Source organism: Vibrio sinensis, from assembly GCF_003605645.1.
Classification (GTDB): domain Bacteria; phylum Pseudomonadota; class Gammaproteobacteria; order Enterobacterales; family Vibrionaceae; genus Vibrio; species Vibrio sinensis.
In genome coordinates this window covers 35,080-58,824 of record NZ_QVMU01000001.1, presented here as the reverse complement: position 1 = coordinate 58,824, position 23,745 = coordinate 35,080, and the positions used below count along the sequence as shown (strand labels likewise).

The 23,745-nt window shown below is 42.4% G+C and carries 17 protein-coding genes; 11 read left to right on the top strand and 6 right to left on the bottom strand.

Annotated elements, in window-relative coordinates:
* Window positions 1-28 precede the first annotated feature (28 nt).
* Genes DZ860_RS00250 through DZ860_RS00235 form a run of 4 tightly spaced genes read left to right on the top strand, consistent with a single transcriptional unit; the run spans window position 29 to window position 6,508 of the window.
* Window positions 29-3,583, top strand: a complete 3,555-nt coding sequence (locus DZ860_RS00250; RefSeq protein WP_120028911.1) for a tetratricopeptide repeat protein — start codon at window positions 29-31, stop codon at window positions 3,581-3,583.
* A 14-nt stretch (window positions 3,584-3,597) separates the two neighbouring features.
* Entirely contained in the window at window positions 3,598-4,128 is a 531-nt protein-coding gene (locus DZ860_RS00245; RefSeq protein WP_243641780.1) for a hypothetical protein, read from the top strand.
* Between the two features lie 42 nt (window positions 4,129-4,170).
* On the top strand, window positions 4,171-5,559 hold the full coding sequence (locus DZ860_RS00240; RefSeq protein WP_120028909.1) for a PelD GGDEF domain-containing protein: 1,389 nt from the start codon (window positions 4,171-4,173) through the stop codon (window positions 5,557-5,559).
* Window positions 5,495-6,508, top strand: a complete 1,014-nt coding sequence (locus DZ860_RS00235) for a HEAT repeat domain-containing protein (RefSeq protein ID WP_120028908.1) — start codon at window positions 5,495-5,497, stop codon at window positions 6,506-6,508. The genes DZ860_RS00240 and DZ860_RS00235 overlap by 65 nt, the downstream gene beginning before the upstream one ends.
* A 139-nt stretch (window positions 6,509-6,647) precedes the next feature.
* On the opposite strand, the gene DZ860_RS00230 is transcribed toward DZ860_RS00235, so the two are convergent.
* From DZ860_RS00230 to DZ860_RS00215, 4 genes are all read right to left on the bottom strand, one after another.
* Window positions 6,648-7,316, bottom strand: a complete 669-nt coding sequence (locus DZ860_RS00230) for a hypothetical protein (protein WP_120028907.1) — start codon at window positions 7,314-7,316, stop codon at window positions 6,648-6,650.
* Window positions 7,316-8,239, bottom strand: a complete 924-nt coding sequence (locus tag DZ860_RS00225) for a hypothetical protein (protein WP_120028906.1) — start codon at window positions 8,237-8,239, stop codon at window positions 7,316-7,318. Before DZ860_RS00225 ends, DZ860_RS00230 begins: the two co-directional genes overlap by 1 nt.
* A 60-nt stretch (window positions 8,240-8,299) precedes the next feature.
* Window positions 8,300-9,052 (bottom strand): hypothetical protein, encoded by a 753-nt coding sequence (locus tag DZ860_RS00220; protein ID WP_120028905.1) that lies wholly within the window; start codon window positions 9,050-9,052, stop codon window positions 8,300-8,302.
* Between the two features lie 178 nt (window positions 9,053-9,230).
* Window positions 9,231-10,133, bottom strand: a complete 903-nt coding sequence (locus DZ860_RS00215; RefSeq protein ID WP_120028904.1) for a LysR family transcriptional regulator — start codon at window positions 10,131-10,133, stop codon at window positions 9,231-9,233.
* A 125-nt stretch (window positions 10,134-10,258) separates the two neighbouring features.
* Here DZ860_RS00215 and DZ860_RS00210 point away from each other — a divergent pair, with 125 nt between their 5' ends.
* Entirely contained in the window at window positions 10,259-10,780 is a 522-nt protein-coding gene (locus DZ860_RS00210; protein ID WP_120028903.1) for an NADPH-dependent FMN reductase, read from the top strand.
* Window positions 10,781-10,911: 131 nt separating this feature from the next.
* Here the strand turns inward: DZ860_RS00210 and cra are convergent, their stop codons facing one another.
* A complete protein-coding gene (gene cra / locus DZ860_RS00205; protein ID WP_120028902.1) occupies window positions 10,912-11,892 on the bottom strand; it encodes a catabolite repressor/activator in 981 nt (326 codons plus the stop codon).
* A 241-nt stretch (window positions 11,893-12,133) separates the two neighbouring features.
* Here cra and fruB point away from each other — a divergent pair, with 241 nt between their 5' ends.
* From fruB to fruA, 3 genes are read left to right on the top strand one after another with little or no spacing between them, the layout of a single operon-like run.
* Window positions 12,134-13,294, top strand: a complete 1,161-nt coding sequence (gene fruB, locus DZ860_RS00200) for a fused PTS fructose transporter subunit IIA/HPr protein (RefSeq protein ID WP_120028901.1) — start codon at window positions 12,134-12,136, stop codon at window positions 13,292-13,294.
* Between the two features lie 9 nt (window positions 13,295-13,303).
* Window positions 13,304-14,245: a 1-phosphofructokinase gene (pfkB, locus tag DZ860_RS00195; RefSeq protein ID WP_120028900.1), complete on the top strand. Its 942-nt coding sequence runs from the start codon at window positions 13,304-13,306 to the stop codon at window positions 14,243-14,245.
* A 39-nt stretch (window positions 14,246-14,284) separates the two neighbouring features.
* Window positions 14,285-16,006 carry a PTS fructose transporter subunit IIBC gene (fruA, locus tag DZ860_RS00190; RefSeq protein ID WP_120028899.1) on the top strand — a complete coding sequence of 574 codons (1,722 nt, stop codon included), beginning with the start codon at window positions 14,285-14,287 and terminating at the stop codon, window positions 16,004-16,006.
* A 107-nt stretch (window positions 16,007-16,113) separates the two neighbouring features.
* Here the strand turns inward: fruA and hmpA are convergent, their stop codons facing one another.
* Window positions 16,114-17,298 (bottom strand): NO-inducible flavohemoprotein, encoded by a 1,185-nt coding sequence (gene hmpA / locus DZ860_RS00185; protein WP_120028898.1) that lies wholly within the window; start codon window positions 17,296-17,298, stop codon window positions 16,114-16,116.
* A 121-nt stretch (window positions 17,299-17,419) separates the two neighbouring features.
* Here hmpA and nsrR point away from each other — a divergent pair, with 121 nt between their 5' ends.
* The 3 genes from nsrR to DZ860_RS00170 all read left to right on the top strand — a co-directional run bounded on the left by nsrR (window position 17,420) and on the right by DZ860_RS00170 (window position 23,645).
* Window positions 17,420-17,845, top strand: coding sequence for a nitric oxide-sensing transcriptional repressor NsrR (gene nsrR, locus DZ860_RS00180; protein ID WP_120028897.1), 426 nt, complete (start codon window positions 17,420-17,422; stop codon window positions 17,843-17,845).
* A 355-nt stretch (window positions 17,846-18,200) separates the two neighbouring features.
* Complete coding sequence (gene arsB / locus DZ860_RS00175; protein ID WP_120028896.1) at window positions 18,201-19,256, top strand: ACR3 family arsenite efflux transporter; 1,056 nt, start codon at window positions 18,201-18,203, stop codon at window positions 19,254-19,256.
* Window positions 19,257-20,009: 753 nt separating this feature from the next.
* Window positions 20,010-23,645: an Ig-like domain-containing protein gene (locus DZ860_RS00170; RefSeq protein WP_439333088.1), complete on the top strand. Its 3,636-nt coding sequence runs from the start codon at window positions 20,010-20,012 to the stop codon at window positions 23,643-23,645.
* The last annotated feature ends 100 nt before the right edge of the window (window positions 23,646-23,745 follow it).

Here is a 23,745-nt window from a genome sequence, read left to right as displayed (position 1 = left end):
ATATAACACCCAAATATAAAAGGAATTTATGTCGAAACAGAGCGCTAAAAAGAACAAAGCAAAAGTCAGGTTGTTGAACAAGTTCACGCTGACATTGCTAGTACTCTCATCTTTGAGTGTACTGTGGTTTGTCGCGCCATCGAGTTCAGTCTTAATTCAGCTTATCGAGCGTTCTTCTTCCCCTGAAGTTTCCCTCGCCTTTCTAAAACAGCTTTCTGAGTTCAATCCAAAAAACCGAGAGATTTCCAAGCAGATCGCAAACAATCACATTCAATTAGGTCAACTTGACGATGCCATCGAAATTTTAGAGTCGTTACTACCAAGAGAATCTAAGGAAAATAATACTAGTGAGAAAGAGTGGGAAACGTTAGAAATTTACTTATCTGCTCTGCTCGCCAAAGCACATCAATCCAATTCCAACACCACACAAAAATCGACTGATAAACTACTCGCTTTATTCGATGAAGTAGAAACTATTCCAGATCCTGACCTAGCCCGTAAATTTGCTGATGCCGCCATTGCTTTCTCGTTACCAAATAAAGGTTTGCAATACTTACGTCCGCACTCTCATAGTGGGATAACCGACAACCAAGAGCTCATTTCTCTCGCACTACAAAGTGAAGATTACGCCACCGCAATCGCATTACGGTTGGAGGCATTTCATCGCACCGAAGAAATACCTCAAGCATTGGCATTGTTTGACTTATTTGTCCTCATTAATAAGCCAGATATCAGTCGTTCATTTATTGCTGAGTATCAAGGCAAACTTGCCTATGACCCAGAGTTTTTGAGAGCTTCTATCCAACACGCAACAAAACTTGGAAACCTAGATACCGCACTAAAGCAATCAGAGAAACTGCTATCTATCGAACCATCAGCTTCGCTTTATCGTCAAACCGCCAAACTCGCAATCGCAACTAATGACCTATCATTAGCAACCGAGTTATACCTGGAAGCCATCAAGCTTGAGGGGGAAAAACGAGATTACCAAGCGCTGCACACGCTATATCGTTGGCAGGAAAATCCTCGCGAAGCACAAGCTGTTAGTATTGATCTCCTTTCTCAACCTTTTACAGAAGCGCCGACAGAGAAACAACTGCGCAATGGTGTTGAAGACTCACAAGCTCTCAGCGATATCAATTATGAAAGCGTATTCTACGATGCATTAGCCCTGAGTAATTTCATTCAACCAAACGAATACCAACTGTGGCTAAACGCAATTGAAAAAGCAAAAGGAACCGATTCGGCTTTAGACAATGTCACAACACTGGCCAACTTACGTCCCGACGATAGCCAGTTAATCAGCCACAAAATGCGACTTCACCATTATCAACACAATAACCTCGCAGTCATTGCCCAGTGGCGTAATTTGGTCGCACTACGCCCCCCAACACACACTGAAGCTCTCATGGCATCTGATGCATTCATATTTGAACATCAGCCGAAGCTCGCATTGGGCGCATTAACCACCCCCAAGGACTGGCTTGATACCAATAGTCTCTATTTGAATCGAGTGGCACGCCTTGCTTGGGAAACCAACAACCGTGACATGGCAATACGCAGTTTTGAAGAACTAGCGACACGTCATGATCATCCACTTGATCTGCATCGATACTTCCACGTTCTTTCACCTCAAGATAACCAGCGTCATAGGAAATTACTCGCCCTTTATGACGAAACTGGCAATGATCAAATTCTATTAATGTTGATCCAATCCACTCTTCAAGAACAAGACCACGAACAAAGTATTAAGGCGCTCAGTCAACTGCTGCAACGAGCTGAAAAGCAGCCAAGTATCACCAATAGTTTTGACGTTATGAATGCTCGTGTACACCTCGAATTACTCAGAGGAAACAATCAGAAAGCGAACACTTTATTAGAAGAAATTCTCAAACGCTTTCCTGCAGAGCCATCTACGGTCAATCAGTTGTTTTGGTTAGCTATCGAGGACAATGATACACCACGTCTTGAGCAACTTTATCAAACTTACAAATTGCCATTAGCAGACAATTCTAGTGTGTGGCTCGCTTTCGCAGGTGCAAATCAACAAATGGGGAATATTGAACACGCATTACTTTGGTATCAACAACTCTTAAACCATACCGACTCTCCAGATCCATCAATCTTGCTCAACTACGCCAACTTGTTAGAACAAAATGGCGAATTAGATAAAGCGTATCAACTACGCCGTTATGTATTAAAGGAAAAACGCACCGCGCTATTAGCGATGAAAGGAGGTGACGTTAGCTATCGAGCTTTAATCGGCCTATTTACGGCCCCTCACTTTGCTCTCGCAATGATAGAAGAGAAAGCCACTCAAGTACCGAGCCCAGAGCGAACCACTGAACTTTACAGTCACTATCTCGCTAATAACCACACCGACCGACTGCTGTTTTGGCATCAACGCACCGCACTCAACCAATACCCCCTACCAGATTGGCAGCGTCTCTCTCTCGCTCTAAAACAAAATGACCTTGAAACCATCGAACAGCTTCTTGAACAATCGTTAAATCTTGCAACAGAAGATAAATATGTGGCTCTGCAAAAATTAGGACGTAATCAAGATGCATGGGAAGAGGGGGAAAAGAAACTTGGGACCACCTCCAACAAAGCTAAAGAAGCACAACTTCGCCGATTGCATGCTCAGCAAAACCCAAGCAAAAACCATAGTATACGAGGGCAAGCTCTATCAATCAGTCATTGGGATATAGATCGTTACAGTCTCGATTATTATGCACCGCATAAAAATGGTTTTTGGCGACTTGGCAATGATGTTCAACTCTCTGGTGCACCGGATTCGTTAAGTCATACCACCATTGATGATGAATATCGATTGAGGGGGCTTTATCATCACCAATTACCCAACCACTCTCTCGAAATCGGTTTTGATATCGCCCAAGGCGTGGGCGATCAGCGACTAGGATTTACCGGCAACTATCACATTACCATCGGAGATGCGTGGCTACTGCGCTTCAATTTAGGACTAAATAGCCACATTGAAGCGAGTGACTTGCTGACTATAGCAGGCCAAGACAACACGTTCGGTATTCAGACTATTTATCAGCCAACCACGCGAGAGTCTCTCTCACTGCGAGTAAACTATCACGATCTTGAAACTCGATTTGGTGATGCGATTGGTCAAGGCTGGGACATGAATTTTCGCCTAACAGAACAACTCTTCTTTAATGATCCCGCGTGGCAAGCTTACCTAGATCTCTCTTTACACCAAATTGACCTAAACTCACAACCACTGTTTGGTATTAATCAATGGGCTCATAGCGGCGATACCATCACTAGTGATGATTTCATTGCGCAGCAATATCAACGTATCGCGATCGGGCAGCAAATATCACATGGTATTCCTGGGCAACCGGGCGCTAATGTACCTGCGGTTCGCTATTGGTTAGATACATCCATTGGCTACAACATTGTTAATGAAGAACCTGATATCGCCATCAGCGTAGGAGTCGGCATTCCAATCTTAGGCAGTGATGAACTCTATTTCACTACCCGTTGGCAAAGTCAGGATCGCAATGGCAATGAAGCATTGCAACTTTCATTGGGTTATTACTATTCATTCTAATTAGGACAAAAATAATGAAAAAATCCTTATTACTCTTGAGCAGCCTCATCCTTTCAGCTTGCAGCAATTATCAAGTCCCTGAAAGCCCAACATTTATCCTATCGGGGCCATGGGCCATTATGCCGATTGAAAATAATTCCAACACGCCACTCGCTGCGCAAAAAGCGGAGCAACTGGTCGCGACAGAACTCTACGCAAAAGGTATCTCTACTATCCAGTATCCAGCGGTTATTGGCCAAGATTTGCGCAGCATTTTGGATTTTGGCAGTAAACAGCAACAAGCGAATCAATGGCTCACTTCTCAACCGGTTGAATATGTAATCACAGGATCCGTTGAAGAATGGCATTACAAAAGTGGTTTAGATGCAGAACCCGCTGTAGGTATGACCTTAGAAGTAAAATCAGCCCGAACCGGAGAGGTTTACTGGCGAGCGTCGGGCAGTCGCAGTGGTTGGGGGCGAGAAAGCGTTACTGGAACCGGGCAAATAGTCATTGAACAATTACTTGATGGCTTAACCATTGCGCAGCCATCAAGCAGTGACTAGCGTGCACAATAAATAAAGCAATATAAACAAATGGTGTAAGCCATGAGACGACCAAATAAAGAAACAATAATTGTGGGGACTCAAAACCATCGTTTTGCTTGGCTTGAAACAGCAGGTATCACTGTACTCACTATTCTTGTCTGGTCTCAGTCTGAGTCAGTAAATATCTCGAGTATTGAATCTGAGACTATAACGGAGTCGAGCTTTTTCTGGCCTATCATCGGGCCTCTTCTGATTGCGTTACGCTATGGACTCGGTAAAGGGTTAACCTGTGCGTTAGTTTCTTCCATTGCCATTGCCGCAATCATGCACCTTGATGGACAAACATTACTATTTCCACTATCCCATGCGATCGGAACGGTAGTCATCACAATGATTGCCGGTGAATTCCACCAGCACTGGCACAAAATGAATCGTAGCCACGCCTTAGATCAAGAATCCATAAATAGTAAGTTAGAGAGTTTTTCTAAGCACTACCACTTGCTCAAAGTCTCTCATGATCAACTAGAACAACGAACTGCGGGTCAAGCTTACAGCCTACGCACTAGTATTCATGCACTTCAGCATATTGCCACCCAATATACCGACCATCGTTTAACCTATCTCGGTCATCCCATTCTCAATCTGTTAGCAGAAGTTGGGGGATTAGAGGTTGCTGGAATCTATCGAGTCAATAAAGGGCACATAAAACCTCAAGCTGCAGCCGTTCTTGGAGATAGTCATCAGCTAGAACAAAATGATCCCATGCTAAAAGAAGCACTAGAAAGCCAAGACGTCTTTTCGATAGCTTCCTTATCAGAAAATCAAGAACACAAATCTCGTTACCAAATTTGCATTCCATTGGTCAACACTCATGGCGAAACACAAGCGGTCGTAGTGGCTGAAAGCGCTAAATTCTTTATGTTAATCCCAGCAAACATTGCGTTGCTATCACTGATAGCCAATCATTCTGCCGACTTATTGAGTGAAGAAATAATTGCTTCGACCTTACAAGATCATCAAAAGTCTTACTTTACCAATTACTTAGAGCGAGCCAAATATAACTACCAACATTATGGTGCCAATAGCTCAATCATCATTTGTATTGATCGCAATAGCCACAATACCAATATCCCTAATTCCGTATTTAAACATCGTCGTGGTGCGGACATTTATTGGTCATGCACTAACACCGGTCAGAACGCACTGGTTGTGCTACTCCCCCTCACCACCCTTGAAAACGCACAACAATATGCCAAGCGATTAATGGAACTCATTCACGCAGAAATCCCTGCCAAAGATCATCAATTTGAAATGATAGGTCCGCTTTCCATCGCAACCGACTGGCCTCAAATTCAAGATGAAATAGCACAATTAGGAGCCGATGATGCAAGTTTGGCTGATACTTCAGACGGTAATATTGCAAAGCTTAAGCGTATTTTGGGTGTTTAACCACACAATAACGCCAACACTTTGGGCCACTATTGTTGTAGTGCATGTCTTTACTTGTGCCAGCTTTAGTGCGTTTTGTTGGCTGATGTTACCCAAAAAATACCAACACCCAATCGCAAGCTCAATAAGCTTCTTATTTTTGTTCAACTTGATGTTGCCTATCGTTGGAATCATCGGTACGACATGCTCACTACTTATTGCTCTTCACCTGCCACGGAAAGTGCATAACGTGACTTGGAAAAATGTTAAAGAAGACCCGTTATCTCAAAACCTTGATACGCCGGATATTACTGATTTTGGCGTTGGCGCTTTACGTGAAATTTTAATTTACGATACCGACCCAAAGCGGCATCTCCTCGCGATTTCAGCCATTCGTAACCTACCGAAAAAAGACGCAGTTCCTTTACTACAACTGGCGATAAAAGACCTATCTGATGATGTCAGATTGCTGGCGTATTCGTCTCTTGAAAGCATCGAAACTGAGATCAATGAGTCTATCGCATTAATGAAGAAACGTTTTAAACACAAAGCGACAGCAATGAAAGCCTATGACATTGCACAACAATATTGGGAACTTTGCTACTTGGGCATTGCGGAGGGAGTATTACTGAACCACTACCTAACAGAAGCCGAACAATACTTATTACAAGCGAACAAGATTGAGGAAAGAGCTTCGGCCAATCTACTACTCGGAAGAATTTATCTAAAACAGAATCGCCCATCAGAAGCCAGTTTTGTACTCCATAAAGCCAGAGACGGAGACCTGATGAGCAGACAAGTGACTCCGTATCTCGCAGAGGCTGCCTACATGGATGGTGACTACTATACGGTGCGACAAATTCTAAGTTCCTTTCCGAATCACCAAGGGGAACAATTGAGCCAAATAAAACAATATTGGCAAACAAATTCAAACCCAAAAACCAATAGCTTAACGATTATCCCCAAGTGACGTCTGCATTCAGAGCTTTGTTATTAAGTCCAATGATGTGAAGACAACGCCATGCAATAATCATTTAATTTATCGAGTCTAGCTCTAATCAGACTGCCACAAAAACGGAGCCTGTACAGGCTCCCAAGGAACAAGCTAGTTATCTTTTGACAATCTTATACTCTGTCACACACAAATAGTCTTCTTTAAACGAAGGAGACTCAAGCATTAGCTTAGGCACAGGTAGACGCAAAACAGAGTCAGCGAGTATTATCGACTTCGAATTTAGCCCAGGAATGTAAGTGATATCGCCTTTTTTCAGAACCACATTTCTATGAAGAATCGGGGTATGGTTGATGTTCAAGCCTTTGACCAATTCAAAGCCAAATAGTGTCAAACTTTTGCTCGGTTGAGATATCGTTTCTTTGAATTTAACCTCAACTAACACCACTGGAGAGTGAACGATTTGACCCAATTGTTCAACGCGGTCTTGTACTGATGCAGAGAATACCCATTCACCAAGAATAGGTTCCCATTTCCCCCCTAACTTTACGCACGCTTTATAGGTAAAGTTATTTTTCTTTCCCGCATTTAACGTGCAAATAGCAATAGAATGCTGCTCAGCAAAGGGTAATGTCAGCTTAAACACCGCATCCATCGCGTAATGTTTATACTTGTCAGAAATTTCCTCTACATGCAGGCGATGCTTCCCAAGCGGAAGATCCTGACTAAAAACATCAATAAGAATCCGGCAATGTTTACCCGCATCACCATCAACACAGCAGCGAAAGTAATGATCACATCGTTCTAAAACCTCAAACTCTCGCATTAATCTTCACCAATATCCTTTCTAATTCGCGCGGCTAAGCGTTGTTGTTCTTTACGTAGTTGCTCAATATTTTGTACTTCCTCTGGACCCACTTCTTCCACTTGCGATTTTTTCTCTCTCATCGCTTCAAGGATTTTTTGTCCAAATTTATTGTCGAAAGCCTTACCTTGAGCAATATTGGCCTCTCTTTGCTTATCGTGTTCCGTTGCATACTCAACATCAAGAAAGCGCTTCATTTCGCTCTGTTGTTCATCAAATTTAATGTCCATATCATCAAGCAACACTTCTCGAAACCATTGTGTATATTTGCGATTAAACTCGGACTCAAAATTACGTTCTGAAAAATTTTTCAATTCACGCATTTTGTATTTTCTAATGAACAACTCTACTCGTCCAAGCTCACTACTAGGAACTGGATTATGAAATAAATTCTGACGCGCGATATACATCACTTCTTTTGTCGGTGAGTTTGCAAGCTGGCGCAGACGAATTAGCGATGGCGGCCATTCACGATCTTCATCAAGACGCTCCAACAAGTTAGCTTCCAAACGCTTATACGATTCAGGGGTCAACGCAACGGCAAACTTCATGAAATGAACATCGGGTTCTTCACCAAAAAAGTGCTTCATTTTTGAGTCAAAAGCTTGCATCAACATAAACCAAACTTTCAAAATTTGGTTACTTTGGCCTCTCTCTTTGTATTCTTCTAAAGCTTGTTTTGACCTTGAGCTCATACCTCGAGAGTCTGAATTAAATGATTGACCCACTCCTCGATTGTGATTAGTAGCCATCTGGGAACGGTGACTAGAAGATAAGTTAGTTTCTCTCGACTGCTTTGATAATTTACCCAATTGCTCAAGACGCTCTTCAAAAGAGACGCCGAGATCAGTCATATTTTTTGGCTTGTTGAAGTTATCAGTCATACATTTAACCTACTTTCAATATCAATCGAGTCGATAGCTTGAATCATAATGTTGTCACCACTAGTAATCATTGTCGTCATCAGACAAATAATCACGGTACCTTTCTTCAAAATCACTCAGTGCAGACTGTTTAACCGGTCGATTATGCGCACTTTCTTGCGAATTAGAGAACGACTGTTGTTTGAAGTAGGCAATTTTTTGATGTAAGCGATTTGTTAATAGCGTTTGGGTGAATATTTTTTCACCTGTTTTATGCACATCCACAACAAATGAATCCCAAATATCTTTTCGGCCCTGAACACCCGCTTTGAACATCACGCCTTCCGCCCAGTTTGGAATTTCCTCCATATGGATTTCCAAAACGTTATATTGTTTTTCATTAGTTGGGCGATGCAGAGGTGCAATTTGAGCGCGTTGGGAGCGATTCAGTTTCCCTCGATTGTTCTGTTTGTTTTGTTGTAAGCGTTCATTTTGCTCTTGAACTTGGGCAAGTAAATCCAATTCATTAAACGCTGATTGAGAATGAGCTGTCGTAGTTGCGACACTATTTTCGATATGCAAACTCGCACTAAAGCAATCACTGTTTTGATCACGTCGATTCAATCTTACCAGTTTCACTTGCGCACTCATAAAGTGATGAAGCGTAGTACTAATAACGCCATCACTCATTCCTGTCAGTTCACGAAGTTCGGTAATCGATGTTTGGAAATTGCCGTTTCTATCAGCCAGTTCAGCTAAGGCTAGAAGAAGTAGCTTGTCCTCTACTTTTATTGTTTTATAACCCCAAACTAAATGGGTCAGTTTCGAAGACATGGAAAAAACCTCTGGTACTTTTACTATAGATTATCGATGAGAGTAAAAAGATAATCAATGGCTTTGGCCCTTGATACTCCTTGTCTTTCATCGATACTTTTTCGGTAACGAGACTCCTAGTGCAAGCTCGCAATACACGGCGCTCTTTTTTGTCGAATATATCAACACCTAATGAAGTCTATCGCAGTTCTTCAACCACCAAATCAATAAACCGTCGAACCTTAGTCGACATGTGTTTACGACTAGGATAAACCAAGCACATCTCGATTTTATGTACGGGTAGATCGGTAAACAGCTCCACCAGTTCACCACGAGCAATCCCCTCTAATACCAAAGCCTCCGGTAAACGGCAGATGCCCTGTCCTAAAGTACTCAGGCTTAAAGACATTTCAGGACTATTGGTTGTCATCACACTCGTCACATCAACGCGCAACAAAGAGCCATCAAGGTCAATGTAGTTCCAGACATAAGGTTGTTTATGATTGCTATAACAAATCAATTTATGTTTAGTGAGGTCATTGGGATGTTTAGGCGTACCATGCTGTTTCAAATAGCTAGGTGACGCTACAGTTCTAGTGCAAGAGCGCTGAACTAGGCGGCTGATTAAGCTCGAATCAATCGCACTCGCGGAAGAGCGAAGCACAACATCATAACCCTCGCCAATCAAATCAACCTTATGATCGCTGGCAAACACCTCAATTTTCACCTTAGGATATAGCTGCATATATTTCGCAAGCACTGGACTGAGCTGCGCGGAACCAAAATTAACAGGACAACTAATTTTCAATAAGCCAGTGGGCTCTTGCTGTTGACCACTGATGACCAACTCTAGCTCTTGAGCACTTTCAATCAACTGTTTGCTGTGTTGAAAGTAGTGTTGACCTTCTGGGGTCAAGCTGAGGGTTCGAGTGGTACGGTGTAACAAACGAACTCCTAATCGTTCTTCTAGTTTATTAATTTCTTTGCTAATAAACGAGGTCGAATGCCCAGTCGCGTTCGCTGCATTGGTAAAGCTGCCCTGCTCCACGACTGTAGTAAAAATCACCATACCATCAAGTAGGCTTGTATTTGAAAGCGCCATATTTCACCCTCAATTAGAAGTCATATGGAAATAATCATTGCACACTAACCCTATTAATCAAAGTATGGAATCAAAGTAAACTTGCCTCATCAACTGAATTAAATAGCAACACTGAGGAATACAAGATGAAAGTTTTAGCATTTGGCGCGAGCAACAACCAAAATTCAATCAACCAGCAATTGGCACACTACGCAGCAAAACAAGTTCCAAACGCTGAGATTACCATGTTGGATATCCACCAGTTAGAAATGCCAATCTTTAGTGATGAGCGCGAAAAAGAGCTAGGCCAACCAGATCAAGCAAAACAATTTTTCCAAGCAATCAGTGATGCCGATTTAATTGTAATCTCTTTTGCTGAACATAATGGCTCATACACAGCTGCATATAAAAACGTGTTCGATTGGACGACTCGTATAGATATGAAAGTATTCCAAGGTAAACCGGTTATTATGTTAGCGACTTCTCCAGGTCCTGGTGGCGCAGGTAGCGTACTGGCAGCAGCGTCTGGCTCAGCGCCATATTTTGCTGCCGATGTAAAAGCCAGTATCTCTTTACCAAGTTTCTACGAGAATTTCGATATGGAAACCGCACAAGTAACGTCTGACGAGTTTAACCGCCAACTTCTCGATGCGATCGAAACGCTATAACGGTCTTAAAAAAACGATCTTAAACATAGTCAACCTCAGAGCTTAGCTATTAAATGAATCGCTTATAACGACAAAAGCCCACCATGTGGGCTCTTTAATCGTTTAATAGTGATTTTAGCTAACTCAACGAGTTAGTTTCTAACAACGATTTGGCGTGGTACCAGTTCAACACCCGCCTCATAACGCTTCGCCGCTGCGTTTAATGCAAGGGCAAGCGCACTGTCAGCAATGATCTCAAACTGCTGAGGCAGTGAGTTCACTTTAAATGGCAAGAAGTCCAATAATCGATTGTCACCAAATGTCGCTAACTTCAGCGTCGACGAGATATCTGGATGACTCAGTAGTTCATCGAGAATCCCCTCTAATAAAGTATATGAGGTCGTGATGATCGCCTCGGGGACATCCCCCTGCTCCAACCACTGCGCAAAGATACGTTTACCTTCCTCACGATTAAAATGCTCACCATAACCCACTTTCACATCCAAATTGCGTGTTTTAGCAACCGAGCGAATCCCCTGCTCACGAACTTTGGAAACGGTAAGATCTGGTAAAGCACCTATCACCCCAATGGTTTTCACTCGTTCCGAAACAATGGATTGGGCTAATTCATAAGCGCCACCAAAATCCTCACTAAGTACACAACAAAAATGCTCATCATCTAACGGACGATCGAGCGCAACGACTGGTGTGCCACGGTGTTGCAAAGCAAGATAAAAATCATTGGCGTCGGGAATACAACTTGCCACAAATAACGCATCAATTTTTCGGCTTACCAAGGCTTCCACTACCGATTTTTCTGTTTGAGCGTCATCATCGGAACATGCAATTAGGATCTGATACCCAGCTTTACGTGAATTTTGCTCTAACAACTTAGCTAAACGTGCATAACTGGTATTTTCCAAATCAGGAATAATCAAACCAAAGGAACGACTGCTACCAACACGGAGTGAACTCGCCGCGACATCTGGACGATAGTTATATTGTTCAACGATCGCCATCACTTTTTGCTGGGTTTTCTGGCTGATTCGATACTGTTGAGCTTTACCATTGATGACATAGCTCGCTGTTGTTTTTGATACACCAGCCAGCTTGGAAATTTCGTCTAATGTCATGCTTAATCCAATTTTATGTGCATTAGATCAAAGTTTAAAAACGATGATCGCTAACTTATTTGCATTATAAGCTGAATCGATACAGCATAAAAGCTGAAAGGATTCAGCAAAGGTTCAAACTGTAGGGAATGTCTCAATCTCTACTAACCTCAGAGCATTTGCTGAATTTTTTTACTCATTAGCTGAATCGATTCAGCTTGATTGATACTCTATTAAACAATGACAGGTCGAGGCTCATCATATGCTTAAGCTTTCTATCCAAGACATCTCGCTAAACCAGGCGCATGAGAATAAGCAATCCGCTATTGCATCTTTAGCAGAACAATTAACCAATAAAGGCTTAGTTGAAACCAACTACATTACGGGCATGCAAGCGCGCGAAGCGCAAAATTCAACCTATCTAGGCAATGGTATTGCCATTCCACACGGTACGACAGATACCCGCCACTTAGTGAAAGAAACGGGTGTCACTATCAGTCACTACCCAAATGGTGTGGATTGGGGGGATGGCAATACGGTTTATCTTGCTATCGGCATTGCAGCAAAAAGTGATGAACACTTAGGAATATTGAAGCAACTCACTAAAGTATTAGGTGACGATGGTGTAGAAGATGCGCTCAAAAATGCGCAAAACGGCGAACAAATTATCGCTTTACTCAACGGCGAAGCTCAATTCAACATTGATTTTGATGCGAGCCATATACAGCTCGATTTTCCAGCCAGCGATATGATTCAAATGGCCGCTGTATCTGCTGGATTATTAAAAAATAGCGGCAGTGTAACCACTGAGTTTGTTGCCGATATCGTTTCTAAAGCACCAACACATTTAGGTGAAGGTGTTTGGTTAGTCGCCTCAAATAAAGGTGTCGAAAAAACAGCAATGGCGTTTGTTACCACAGCAAATCAGTGCCATTACGACAATCAAGACGTCCATGCTCTTATTACGTTTTGTGGTTGCAATGCTGCCCACCAAAAGCAACTAACACTGATCACTGAACTCATCGCCAACAAATCCATTGGAAGCCTTTTAGGAAAATCAGCACTTGAGCTTATTGCGCTTTTTAATTCTGAAACTGAAAACAGTAAAGGCGATGTTAACAGCAGCGAACAATTCGATCAGCAAGATGGACAAGTCGCCGTATTTAAAATCAAAAATGCACATGGATTACATGCTCGTCCTGGCGCTATGTTAGTCGCGTGTGCGAAAAAATTCGATAGCACCATTACAGTGCGTAATGTCGACAGTGAGAGTAAAGCGGTGAATGCAAAAAGCTTAATGAAAGTCATTGGACTAGGTGTAAAACATGGTCACCATCTTGAGTTTTCTGCCCAAGGCTCTGATGCAGTTGAAGCCATCAATGCGATTGGCCAAGCGATTGAATCTGGATTAGGTGAAGGTTAAGGAGCAGATATGAACAACAAAGTCGTTACGATCACATTAAACCCTGCTCTCGATCTTACGGGGTCACTTGATTCACTAAACCTTGGCAGCATAAGTCTTGTTAACCACAGCGATTTTCACGCGGCGGGCAAAGGCGTCAATGTAGCAAAAGTACTGTCCGAACTAGGTGCAGACGTCACTGTCACAGGGTTTCTTGGCGCAGACAACCAGAATCTGTTCTGTCAGCTATTTGAAAAAATGGGTGCCGCTGACCATTTTGTCCGTGTTGCTGGTTCAACTCGTATCAATGTAAAACTGGTCGAAAAAAATGGTACCGTCAGTGACATTAACTTCCCTGGAATTTCAATAAACGCAGCAGCTATTCAAGCCTTTGAAGAGACTCTCGATAAGTTATGCCAAGACCATGAATATTTTGTTCTTGCAGGAAGTCTCCCACCCGGTATTACACCAGAGCAATGCGCAAACTGGATATCAATGCTGGAACAACGCGGTAAGAAAGTCCTTTTTGATTCAAGCCGTGCTGCTTTAGAAGCTGGCATTAATGCGAAACCTTGGTTAATCAAACCCAACGATGAAGAGTTATCTGAACTGGTTGCTAAAGATGTCAAAACACAACAAGACATCGTCGATGTGGCAGAAAAAATTAGCCAAAACGGAATCGATAATATTGTTGTTTCAATGGGCGCAAAAGGCGTGATGTGGCTAAACCAATCGCAATGGTTTTGTTCAACGCCACCAAAAATGGACGTTGTTAGTACGGTTGGCGCAGGTGACACCCTCGTCGCAGGCTTCTGTTGGGGCCATATGCAAAACATGAGTAAACCAGAAATATTACGTTTTGCGACAGCACTGTCCGCTCTAGCCGTTAGCCAAGTTGGTGTCGGCGTAAGTGATGCTTCAGCACTGAATACTTTACAAGAAAGAGTCGAAGTTAAACCTCTTTCTCTTTAACCGAATAGCAAAATACTCGAATATCAAAAGGTCGATGTTATGAATGTAACTATTATTACCGCCTGCCCTAGTGGTGTTGCCAACAGCATCATCGCTGCCGGACTTCTTGAAAAAGCTGCACAATCTTTAGGATGGACGGCAAATATTGAATGTCAGTCAGATATTATTCCATCTCAAGCTGTTTCTTCACAACAAATTGAACAAAGTGATTTTGTTTTAATTGCTGCGAATCGAGACGTTGATGATAGTCGTTTTGTCGGAAAGAAAATGGCACGAGTTTCGATTGATCAAGTGCTCACCGACGCAGAACAAACATTAAAAATCAGTGCTGAGCAAGCTCAATTACTTACATCAAGCTCAGTTGTCGCTATTTCTGAAGAGCCACAAGTTAAAAAAATAGTCGCGATCACCGCATGTCCAACAGGTGTTGCTCACACGTTTATGGCAGCCGAAGCACTTGAGGAAGAGGGAAAACGTCGTGGTCACCAGATTAAAGTCGAAACTCGTGGCTCAGTGGGTGCGAAAAATCAATTAACAGAACAAGAAATAGCAGATGCGGATCTAGTCATTATCGCTGCGGATATTGAAGTCCCTCTTGACCGTTTTAGCGGTAAAAAGATGTACCGAACTAAGACAAGTCTTGCTTTGAAAAAAACCGCGGAAGAGATGGATAAAGCGTTTGAACTCGCGACGATATACCAACATTCAGGTTCATCAAATGCTTCTTCATCTGAAGAGAAGAAAGGCGTCTATAAACATCTAATGACCGGTGTTTCTCACATGCTACCTGTGGTAGTTGCAGGTGGTTTGATCATCGCGCTCTCTTTTGTGTTCGGTATCGAAGCATTTAAAGTTGAGGGATCATTAGCTGCGGCCTTGATGACGATTGGCGGCGGCTCCGCTTTTGCTCTGATGATCCCTGTACTCGCTGGTTTTATCGCGTTCTCAATTGCTGATCGCCCGGGTCTTGCACCTGGTCTTATTGGCGGTATGTTGGCAAGCTCAACCGGCGCCGGTTTCCTCGGCGGTATTGCAGCAGGTTTCATTGCGGGTTATGCGGCAAAATTTATCGCAGATAAGGTTTCTCTTCCTCAATCTATGGAAGCGTTAAAACCGATTCTAATTATCCCATTTGTTGCCAGTTTATTTACTGGTTTAGTGATGATTTACATCGTAGGTGGTCCTGTCTCTAGCGTGATGGCTGCGATGACTGAATTCCTAAACAATATGGGTTCAGCGAATGCCGTGCTACTTGGCGTCATTCTAGGTGCCATGATGTGCTTTGACCTCGGCGGCCCAATCAACAAAGCGGCTTACACCTTTGGCGTTGGTCTACTTGCATCGCAAACTTACGCGCCAATGGCCGCAATCATGGCTGCAGGTATGGTTCCAGCAATGGGCATGGGGTTAGCGACATTCTTAGTTAAAGAGAAATTCGAAGCGAGTGAACGTGAAGCTGGTAAAGCATCATTTGTTCTAGGTCTTTGCTTTATTTCAGAAGGTGCAATCCCATTTGCAGCTAAAGATCCAATGCGCGTCATTCCATCGTGCATGTTAGGCGGAGCATTGACCGGTGGTTTATCGATGTTATTTGGTGCAAAACTGATGGCTCCACACGGTGGCCTCTTCGTTCTGCTTATCCCGAATGCGATTTCCCCGGTGCTAATGTACTTAGTCGCTATCGCAGCAGGTACCCTGGTTACTGGCTTTACTTACGCGTTCCTAAAAGCACGTGATAAAAAAGTGGCAACCGCAGTCTAACCACGCGATAAGCTAGATCATAAGCTCATTCAACAACAAAGCCTACATAATGTAGGCTTTGTTTATTCCCAATAAAGGGGGCTTTCTAATTCTATTCTAACTTGGTTTTACACCACCTTATGTGGCCCAAAACATTCATAATGAAACTGCGTCTGAGACACTTCCAGTGCCATCAACTGTTTCGCAATAGACTGCATAAAGCCAACGGGTCCACAGAAATAAACTTGGACATTATCTTGTTTTAACTCCGCTTCAATCTCATTCAGGTTCACAAAGCCTGTAAAATCAAAATCGAGACCTTGTTTGTCTTCCTCAGTCGGTTGGTTATACCAAACTACCGCGTTCATATTTGAACGTGCGTCAACGAATTGCTCAACATGCCCTTTAAACGCATGCTGTTGGCCATTCTCTGTCGCGTGTACCCAAGTAACAGGTGCTTGATGATCCGATAAGCTTTCCAACATTGACAGCGTCGGGGTTAACCCAACTCCCGCAGAAATCAAAACAATAGGCGTAGTCGTAGTGGCATCCATAAAGAAATCTCCCGCTGGAGCGGCTAGATTGACTTTATCGCCAAGGTTTAGGTGATCATGAAGAAAGTTTGATACCTTGCCCCCCTCCTCACGCTTAACTGAAATGCGATAACGATCCTCGTATACAGAAGAAGATAAACTGTATTGACGGATCTCTTGGTTTTCAAATTGCTCAGAATTAATATAGATACCTAAATATTGACCCGGTTTATAAGCCGACACACCTTTGCCATCAGTCGGCTTAAATACGAAGCTACAAATGTGTTCGCTTTCCGGTTTCTTCTCAACTAACTCAAATTCACGCAATCCACGCCAGCCGCCTAACTGACTCGCGTTCTCTTGATAAATTTGTTCTTCACGCTGAATGAATACATTTGCCAATACACCATAAGCTTCGCCCCAAGCATCTAATACTGCCTGACCCGGTGAAAACAACTCATCAATCGTTGCGAGTAAGTGGGTACCAACTATCTGATACTGCTCTGCTGTAATCATAAAACTAGTATGCTTATGCGCGATTTTTTCGACAGCACTAAGTAGAGCACCTAGATTGTCAATGTTAGCGGCGTAAGCACAAATCGCATTGAATAGAACTTCGCGTTGATCGCCATTACGCTGGTTACTCATATTGAAAATATCTTTTAATTCAGGGTTATGAGTAAACATACGATCATAAAAATGAGCGGTTAGTTTTGGTCCTGTTTCAGCAAGCAAAGGGGCTGTTGATTTTACAATTTCGATAGTGTTAGTGCTGAGCATAGCGACTTCCTTTTATTATTTGTTTTAAGTTGCATTTAAAATGCATGTTTAAAGTTGTATCTCAAATATATCTTTCGATCAAGAATAGAATTACACTTTGATTTCTATGGAGGAGAGCCCCATGCAGCTAACCAGCTTTACTGATTACGCGTTGAGAACATTAATTTACCTCGCATCACTGCCCGATGACGAACTAACAAACATAACAGAGGTTACTGATTTATTTGGAGTTTCTCGCAATCACATGGTCAAGGTGATCAATCGACTTGGTCAACTTGATTATATCCATACCGTACGTGGTAAAAACGGCGGTATACGCTTAATGAAACCAGCAAAAAATATTACTGTTGGCGGTGTAGTCCGTGATTTAGAACCACTTGAACTGGTGAATTGTTCAGCTGAATTCTGCCATATAACGCCGGCATGTCGCCTAAAAGAGACCTTAGCCAAAGCTAAAATGGCTTTTCTTAATGAACTAGACCGCTGCACTATTGATGAATTATTGAACGGTAATTCAGAGTTATTAATCCTACTTGCGCGACCTTAATTCGCTGGCAGACCTCTTCTGCCCACATCTAGGCACCTTGGTTTGTCTACATTTTTGATAGCTCATACTTCTCTTTGTTATGGTGAGACGCTTTCAATCGCTAATAACTAGCGTAGACGACAATCGTCTCCTCTCCCTAAAAAGCCTTAAGTGTCTTCTCAAACGCCCCCCAATAAGCGTTCAAAATTTAATCCATAAAAATCAATAAATAGAGATGGAAAGCCATGTTAAAGCCGACTATTTCCATCTTATTCCTCCATCAAAAACTACAACAAATACGAATTCTTTCCTTGACCGGTTTTTACTCTACAACTAATATCAATCGTAATTCGACGATAAACGATTAAATGTTATTATGATAAATGTAACTACTGCACAATCTCAACCAAAATTGAAGTTATTAGATCGATACTTAACCGTATGGATTTTTCTTGCTATGGCGGTTGGCGTGGCACTTGGGGCGCAATTCCCTCAGATTGCCGAATGGAACCAAACCATGTCTGTTGGGAGTACCAACATTCCTCTTGCTATCGGTCTAATTTTGATGATGTATCCCCCTTTGGCAAAAGTGGACTACAGCCTATTGGGAAAAGTTCGTAAAGATAAGAAAGCCATCAAACTATCTTTGTTCATGAACTGGATAGTTGGCCCTATTTTAATGTTTATCCTTGCTATTACTTTCTTAGCCGACAAGCCTGGTTATATGGTGGGTATCATCCTTATTGGGCTAGCTCGTTGTATTGCCATGGTTCTAGTTTGGAACGATATTGGTGGCGGGAATAAAGAGTATGGCGCCGCATTAGTTGCTATTAACAGTGCTTTTCAAATTGTGACTTATAGCTTTATGGCATGGTTGTTTATTAGCGTTCTGCCTCCGCTATTTGGTTATCAAGGATTTGATGTTGATATCTCTATCCTCGATATCGCAGAAAGTGTGCTTATCTATCTTGGCATTCCATTCTTAGCGGGTTTTTTAAGCCGAAAAGTGCTGGTCAAAGCCAAAGGCTTAGATTGGTATAACGAAGTATTCATCCCAACCATCTCCCCCATCACACTGATTGCCTTACTAGGCACCATCGTTCTGATGTTTAGCCTCAAAGGAGAGATGATACTGGAGTTACCCTTTGACGTAGTTCGTATCGCGATACCTCTGACCATTTACTTCTTTGTGATGTTCTTTGTCAGCTTTTTCGTGGGCAAACGCATAGGCATCGAATACGACAAGAATGCGTCGATTGCTTTTACCGCAACAGGGAACAACTTTGAACTCGCTATTGCCGTTTCCATTGCTGTATTTGGATTGAATTCAGACCAAGCTTTTGCGGGTGTTATTGGACCTTTGATCGAAGTTCCGGTGCTCATTGCGTTGGTGAATATCGCACTGAAGTTAAAGCAACGTTATACAGAATAAATAGCTGTGGAATCATTGGCTATATAACGCGCAACTGACGTTTGATTGCCCATCAACTATCGATAATCGATAAGCCTCTTACTTAAAGGGGCTTTGCTCTATTCTTGATTTCTACACTTATACAATTCAACATCACACTTTTCATATTAAATCTAAAAATCAGAACTAATATGAGGATTTGGGCATTAACACCAAAAAATAAACTTAGCTTATATTTTAAGCTAGGTTGAAAAATATTTGGAATTAATATCATATAATTTCAAAAAACACGCCAAGATATAATCCACCAATAGGCATATTTCACCCTCCTCAAGATATAAGTTTGTTGGTAATTAATAACAATAATGAATAAATATTAACAGGCTCAATTTTACTCTTGATGTTAATTAGCGTTATCTCATTGATACTAATAGCAGTTTCCTGCCACAAAACAACGATGATAATCAAAAATGCAGCCTGTAACACAGGAAAAGAAACAACGACTTAAGTCATTGATTACAAACAACTTAACAAGAGATTAATCACAAGCACTCATGAGAGTCTACTGCTTATATTTATACATGTAGGAAATAACTGACAGACGAAACGGTGGCAAAAAATGTAACCGTTCATTTATACTTTCTATTATAGGCATAGAGTCCACGCTAATAATGCCTGCTTCCTTGATTAGAGATTTATTACAAATCGCATTTACACAACTAATCACTTATACATTGATGCTCGTGGATAACTAAATAATAGAAGAACTGAATCTTGAGAAAAATAAATAAAATAACAGTCGCACTAACTAGCGTTATGTTCAGTGGATACCTTTACGCCGCTGACGCATCAGCGACGTCTGGTGTCATTACTTTTGTTCCTGGAGAGACAAAAGTTCAAAATGGAGAAATGGTTGCTTACAATGGTGAATGCTTTATCGCCAAAAACAACCCAGGCGTTTGGGAAGCTCCAAATGCTAGCTCATGGTTTTGGGATTTAGCGGTATGTTCAGGTGAACCTGAGCCAGAACCAGAGCCTGAACCGGAGCCGGGACCAAACCCAGGCGACATTATTCCTTTTATTCCTGGTCAAACCAAGGTTGATAACGGCGATGTTGTCTCTTTTGACGGACAATGTTTCATCGCGCAAAACAACCCAGGCGTATGGGAAACACCAAGTGCTAGTTCATGGTTTTGGACACTAACAGAGTGTTCAGACGAACCGGGTCCTGGCGAACCTGAACCTACAGAACTGGCAGTTATCGCTCCTGTTGCAGGTCAAGTATTAAAAGTTGGCCAACCAGTAACGATCAAGGCAAGTGTTGACGGCGAACTAGCAGCAAAAGTTGAATTTTGGGTGAACAACACCAAACTTGCGCAAAAAGCTATTGATCAAAGTCAAACGTTTTATTCACACACGTGGACACCTAAAGACGCTGGTAACCGCACGGTTAACATTTTTGTTTTTGACAAAAATAACCAACAGCTTAAGCAGCAATCCGTTAATGTCACTGTAGAAGCAGATATCAACGACGACTTCGTGGCACCTGTCGTGAACTTCGTAACACCTGCAAATGGTTCAGCGGTAAAAGTAACTGAATCTGTTGCTATCTCTGTGAATGCAACTGATGCTGACAATGACTTGGCGACTGTTGTCGTTAAAGCGAACAACAAGCAAATCTGTTCATTTGATGCTGCGAGCACAGACACATTCGCATGTGACTGGCAACCAACTCAAGAAGGTCAGGTGACGCTTCAAGCCGTAGCGACTGATGCTGAAGGTCTATCTTCAACGACAAAAGTGAGCATCACTGTTGAAGCTGAAGAAGAGCAATTTACTGCACCAGTAGTAAAATTCCTCTCACCAAGCAATGGCGCAACCATTAAAGAAACTGAAACTGTTTCTGTATCTGTCAACGCGACCGATATTGACGATGATTTGACTCAAGTTGTTGTGCAAGCAAATAACAAACAAATTTGTTCATTTGACGCAACTCAAGTTGATGCTTTTGCCTGTAATTGGCAGCCAACTCAAGTGGGCAAAGTTACACTAAAAGCTATCGCAACTGATGCACAGGGTCTAACTTCAACGGTAAACCGTAACATCACAGTTGAAGAAGAAATCGTTTTACCGCCAGTAACACCTCCTGGCGAATTATGTGCAGACTTCAATGTTTACCCAGACTGGACCCGTGGCGATCACGCGACAGGTGGTGACATTATGGTTCACAACAACATCGCTTACTCTGCGATTTACTGGACTCAAACGATTCCAGGTAGCGACAGTTCATGGTCTCTTCACCTAAACTGTGATGGCACAGAACCAGGTACAGCGCCGCTTCTTTCATTGCCAAACCCAATGGACCCAGTTCGTCTAGAAGTAGCAGGTTGGCCAAATACATTGGTTATTGCGAGCCCATCTTCTTCTGCACCTGCGATGCTAACGATTGAAGCAAGCAACAGCGCAGACTTGACTGATATCGATGCGCTAACAAGTACGTTTGTATCAATCATTGAAACTGCTGCTCAAGCAGGTTCGGCATCAATCATCATCAACAGCGATGTTCTTGATCAAGCAACACAAGATAAAGCTCTTTCTTCAAGCAGCATCGCTGTTAAAGAAGCACTAACTAAAGCGATGGATATCACTGGTCAGAAGATTGACATTGATGAAATCAACGCGCTAAGCGATAACTTGAACGGCTGGGCTCAAGCTCATCACCTCATCATTTCTACGCTAGCACCTGAAGCAAACTATGGTTGGTCTCTAAGCATTGGTGATTTTGCTTTTGATACTCACTCTGGTCGCCAATCAGTTTGGGATGAAGCATCAAGCTATTCAGCGGATCTTCTAGACAAACTAGAGCTTTACAAAGCAGACGTAGCAACTAAAGCTGACTTCATTGCATTCACTAAATCAAGCTCAACTGCAGCATTGACTAGCGAGCAGTGGCACAATGCTCTTGAGTACGTTAAACAAGTTTCTGACTTTGTTAAAACGCCAGTGATGCTAAATAACATCCCAACCGAGCAGGCTTCGGCTTACTTCATGGGTAATGGCGCGAACAAACCACAAATTCGTAAGGCTGCGTTTAGCAACGTATTTGCTATTTTGTTTGACAAAGATACTGCTGAGTTAACAGGCAAAATCGAGCAGTACCAAAATGCTAAAATGCCGTTGTACTATGTTGGTGAATCAACAGAAAACGGCCAGTTAACCATCATTGATGCATTAAACCAAGAATTGGCAAATGCAGAAGATTTGATGAATAACACCGCATTCTTGTACGAAACGCCTCAATCACAATGGGTTCCGTCTACTGTTTATAAGTGGACAGACTTCATGACAGGCTTGAATGCAATGCATAACGTTGGTGTTGCAGGCAACAAGTTCTGGCTACTTGATGAAAACTTTGATGATGCAACTAACATCAAATACGCAAAAGTAGCGATTGCCGCTTTCCTAGCGCAAAGTATGCAAGAAACCATTCGTTACAACGCTTGTGATGAGAACAACTGGGCTGAAATCAAGTACGGTGCGCCGACTGATTACCCAATGACGGCAAGCTGTGGTCAACTTGATCAGAAATACGCAGATTACGGTGTAAACCCTGTTTCTGGTCTTGATCACGCATACTCTTGTCCTCGTGATAACAAAATGGAAGTAAGTGCTCTGACACACGCTAAGTGGTACGGTGCTCCAGCACCAGTATTCGCAGCACCAGATGCAGTACTTGAAGAGCGTGGTCTGTTAGTAAACGGTGCTGTTGGTCGTTGGACAAACAACGGTCACTGTAATGATGTCCCTACTTCTGTAGATACCTCTAAGCAAGTTTGGGAACGTGACGATTGTAAGACTTACGTTGAACAAAAAGCAGGTAAGTTTATTTGGGATGGCAGCAGCCAAGATACTGTTGAAGGTTGCGGCTGGTGGGGCCGTGGCGTAATTCAAACAACCGGTCGTCAAAACTTCGGTACTTTGAACCACTACTTAGGTCGTTCACACGTTGATCCAGAAACAATCGGCAAAACCATTGATGGTGTTGTTGTTGAAGCGCCACCTGAAAACCCGCTATACGCTGAACTTGATTTCTGTTCAAACCCAGGTCTAATTTGTAGCTCTGAAGAGAACCGTGAAATTAAGTGGATTGCAGGTCTATTCTACTGGGTAACATCTGTACAGGCTTACTCAAATGAAGGCGGTCAATATGCAGATTGGAACTACCACAACGAACTGAAGAAGTACGTTGATAACGGTCTTAAAGGCTCTGACTTCATCGATGATGTATCTGGTATTGTAAACCGTGGTTGTCCAGATCTAACTTGTTCAACTGGTGATGTTCACAACGTTAAAGAGCGTCGTGCTAACTTTAAGCTAGTACTAGAGCAATTAGGTCTTAATCCACAATAATTTGGTTAATGCGCTAATCAGCGAAAGAAAACTACTTTCTTGCTAATAAAACCAGTCAGTTTCTACTGACTGGTTTTTTTTATCTGTTTTCGCCAAAAAT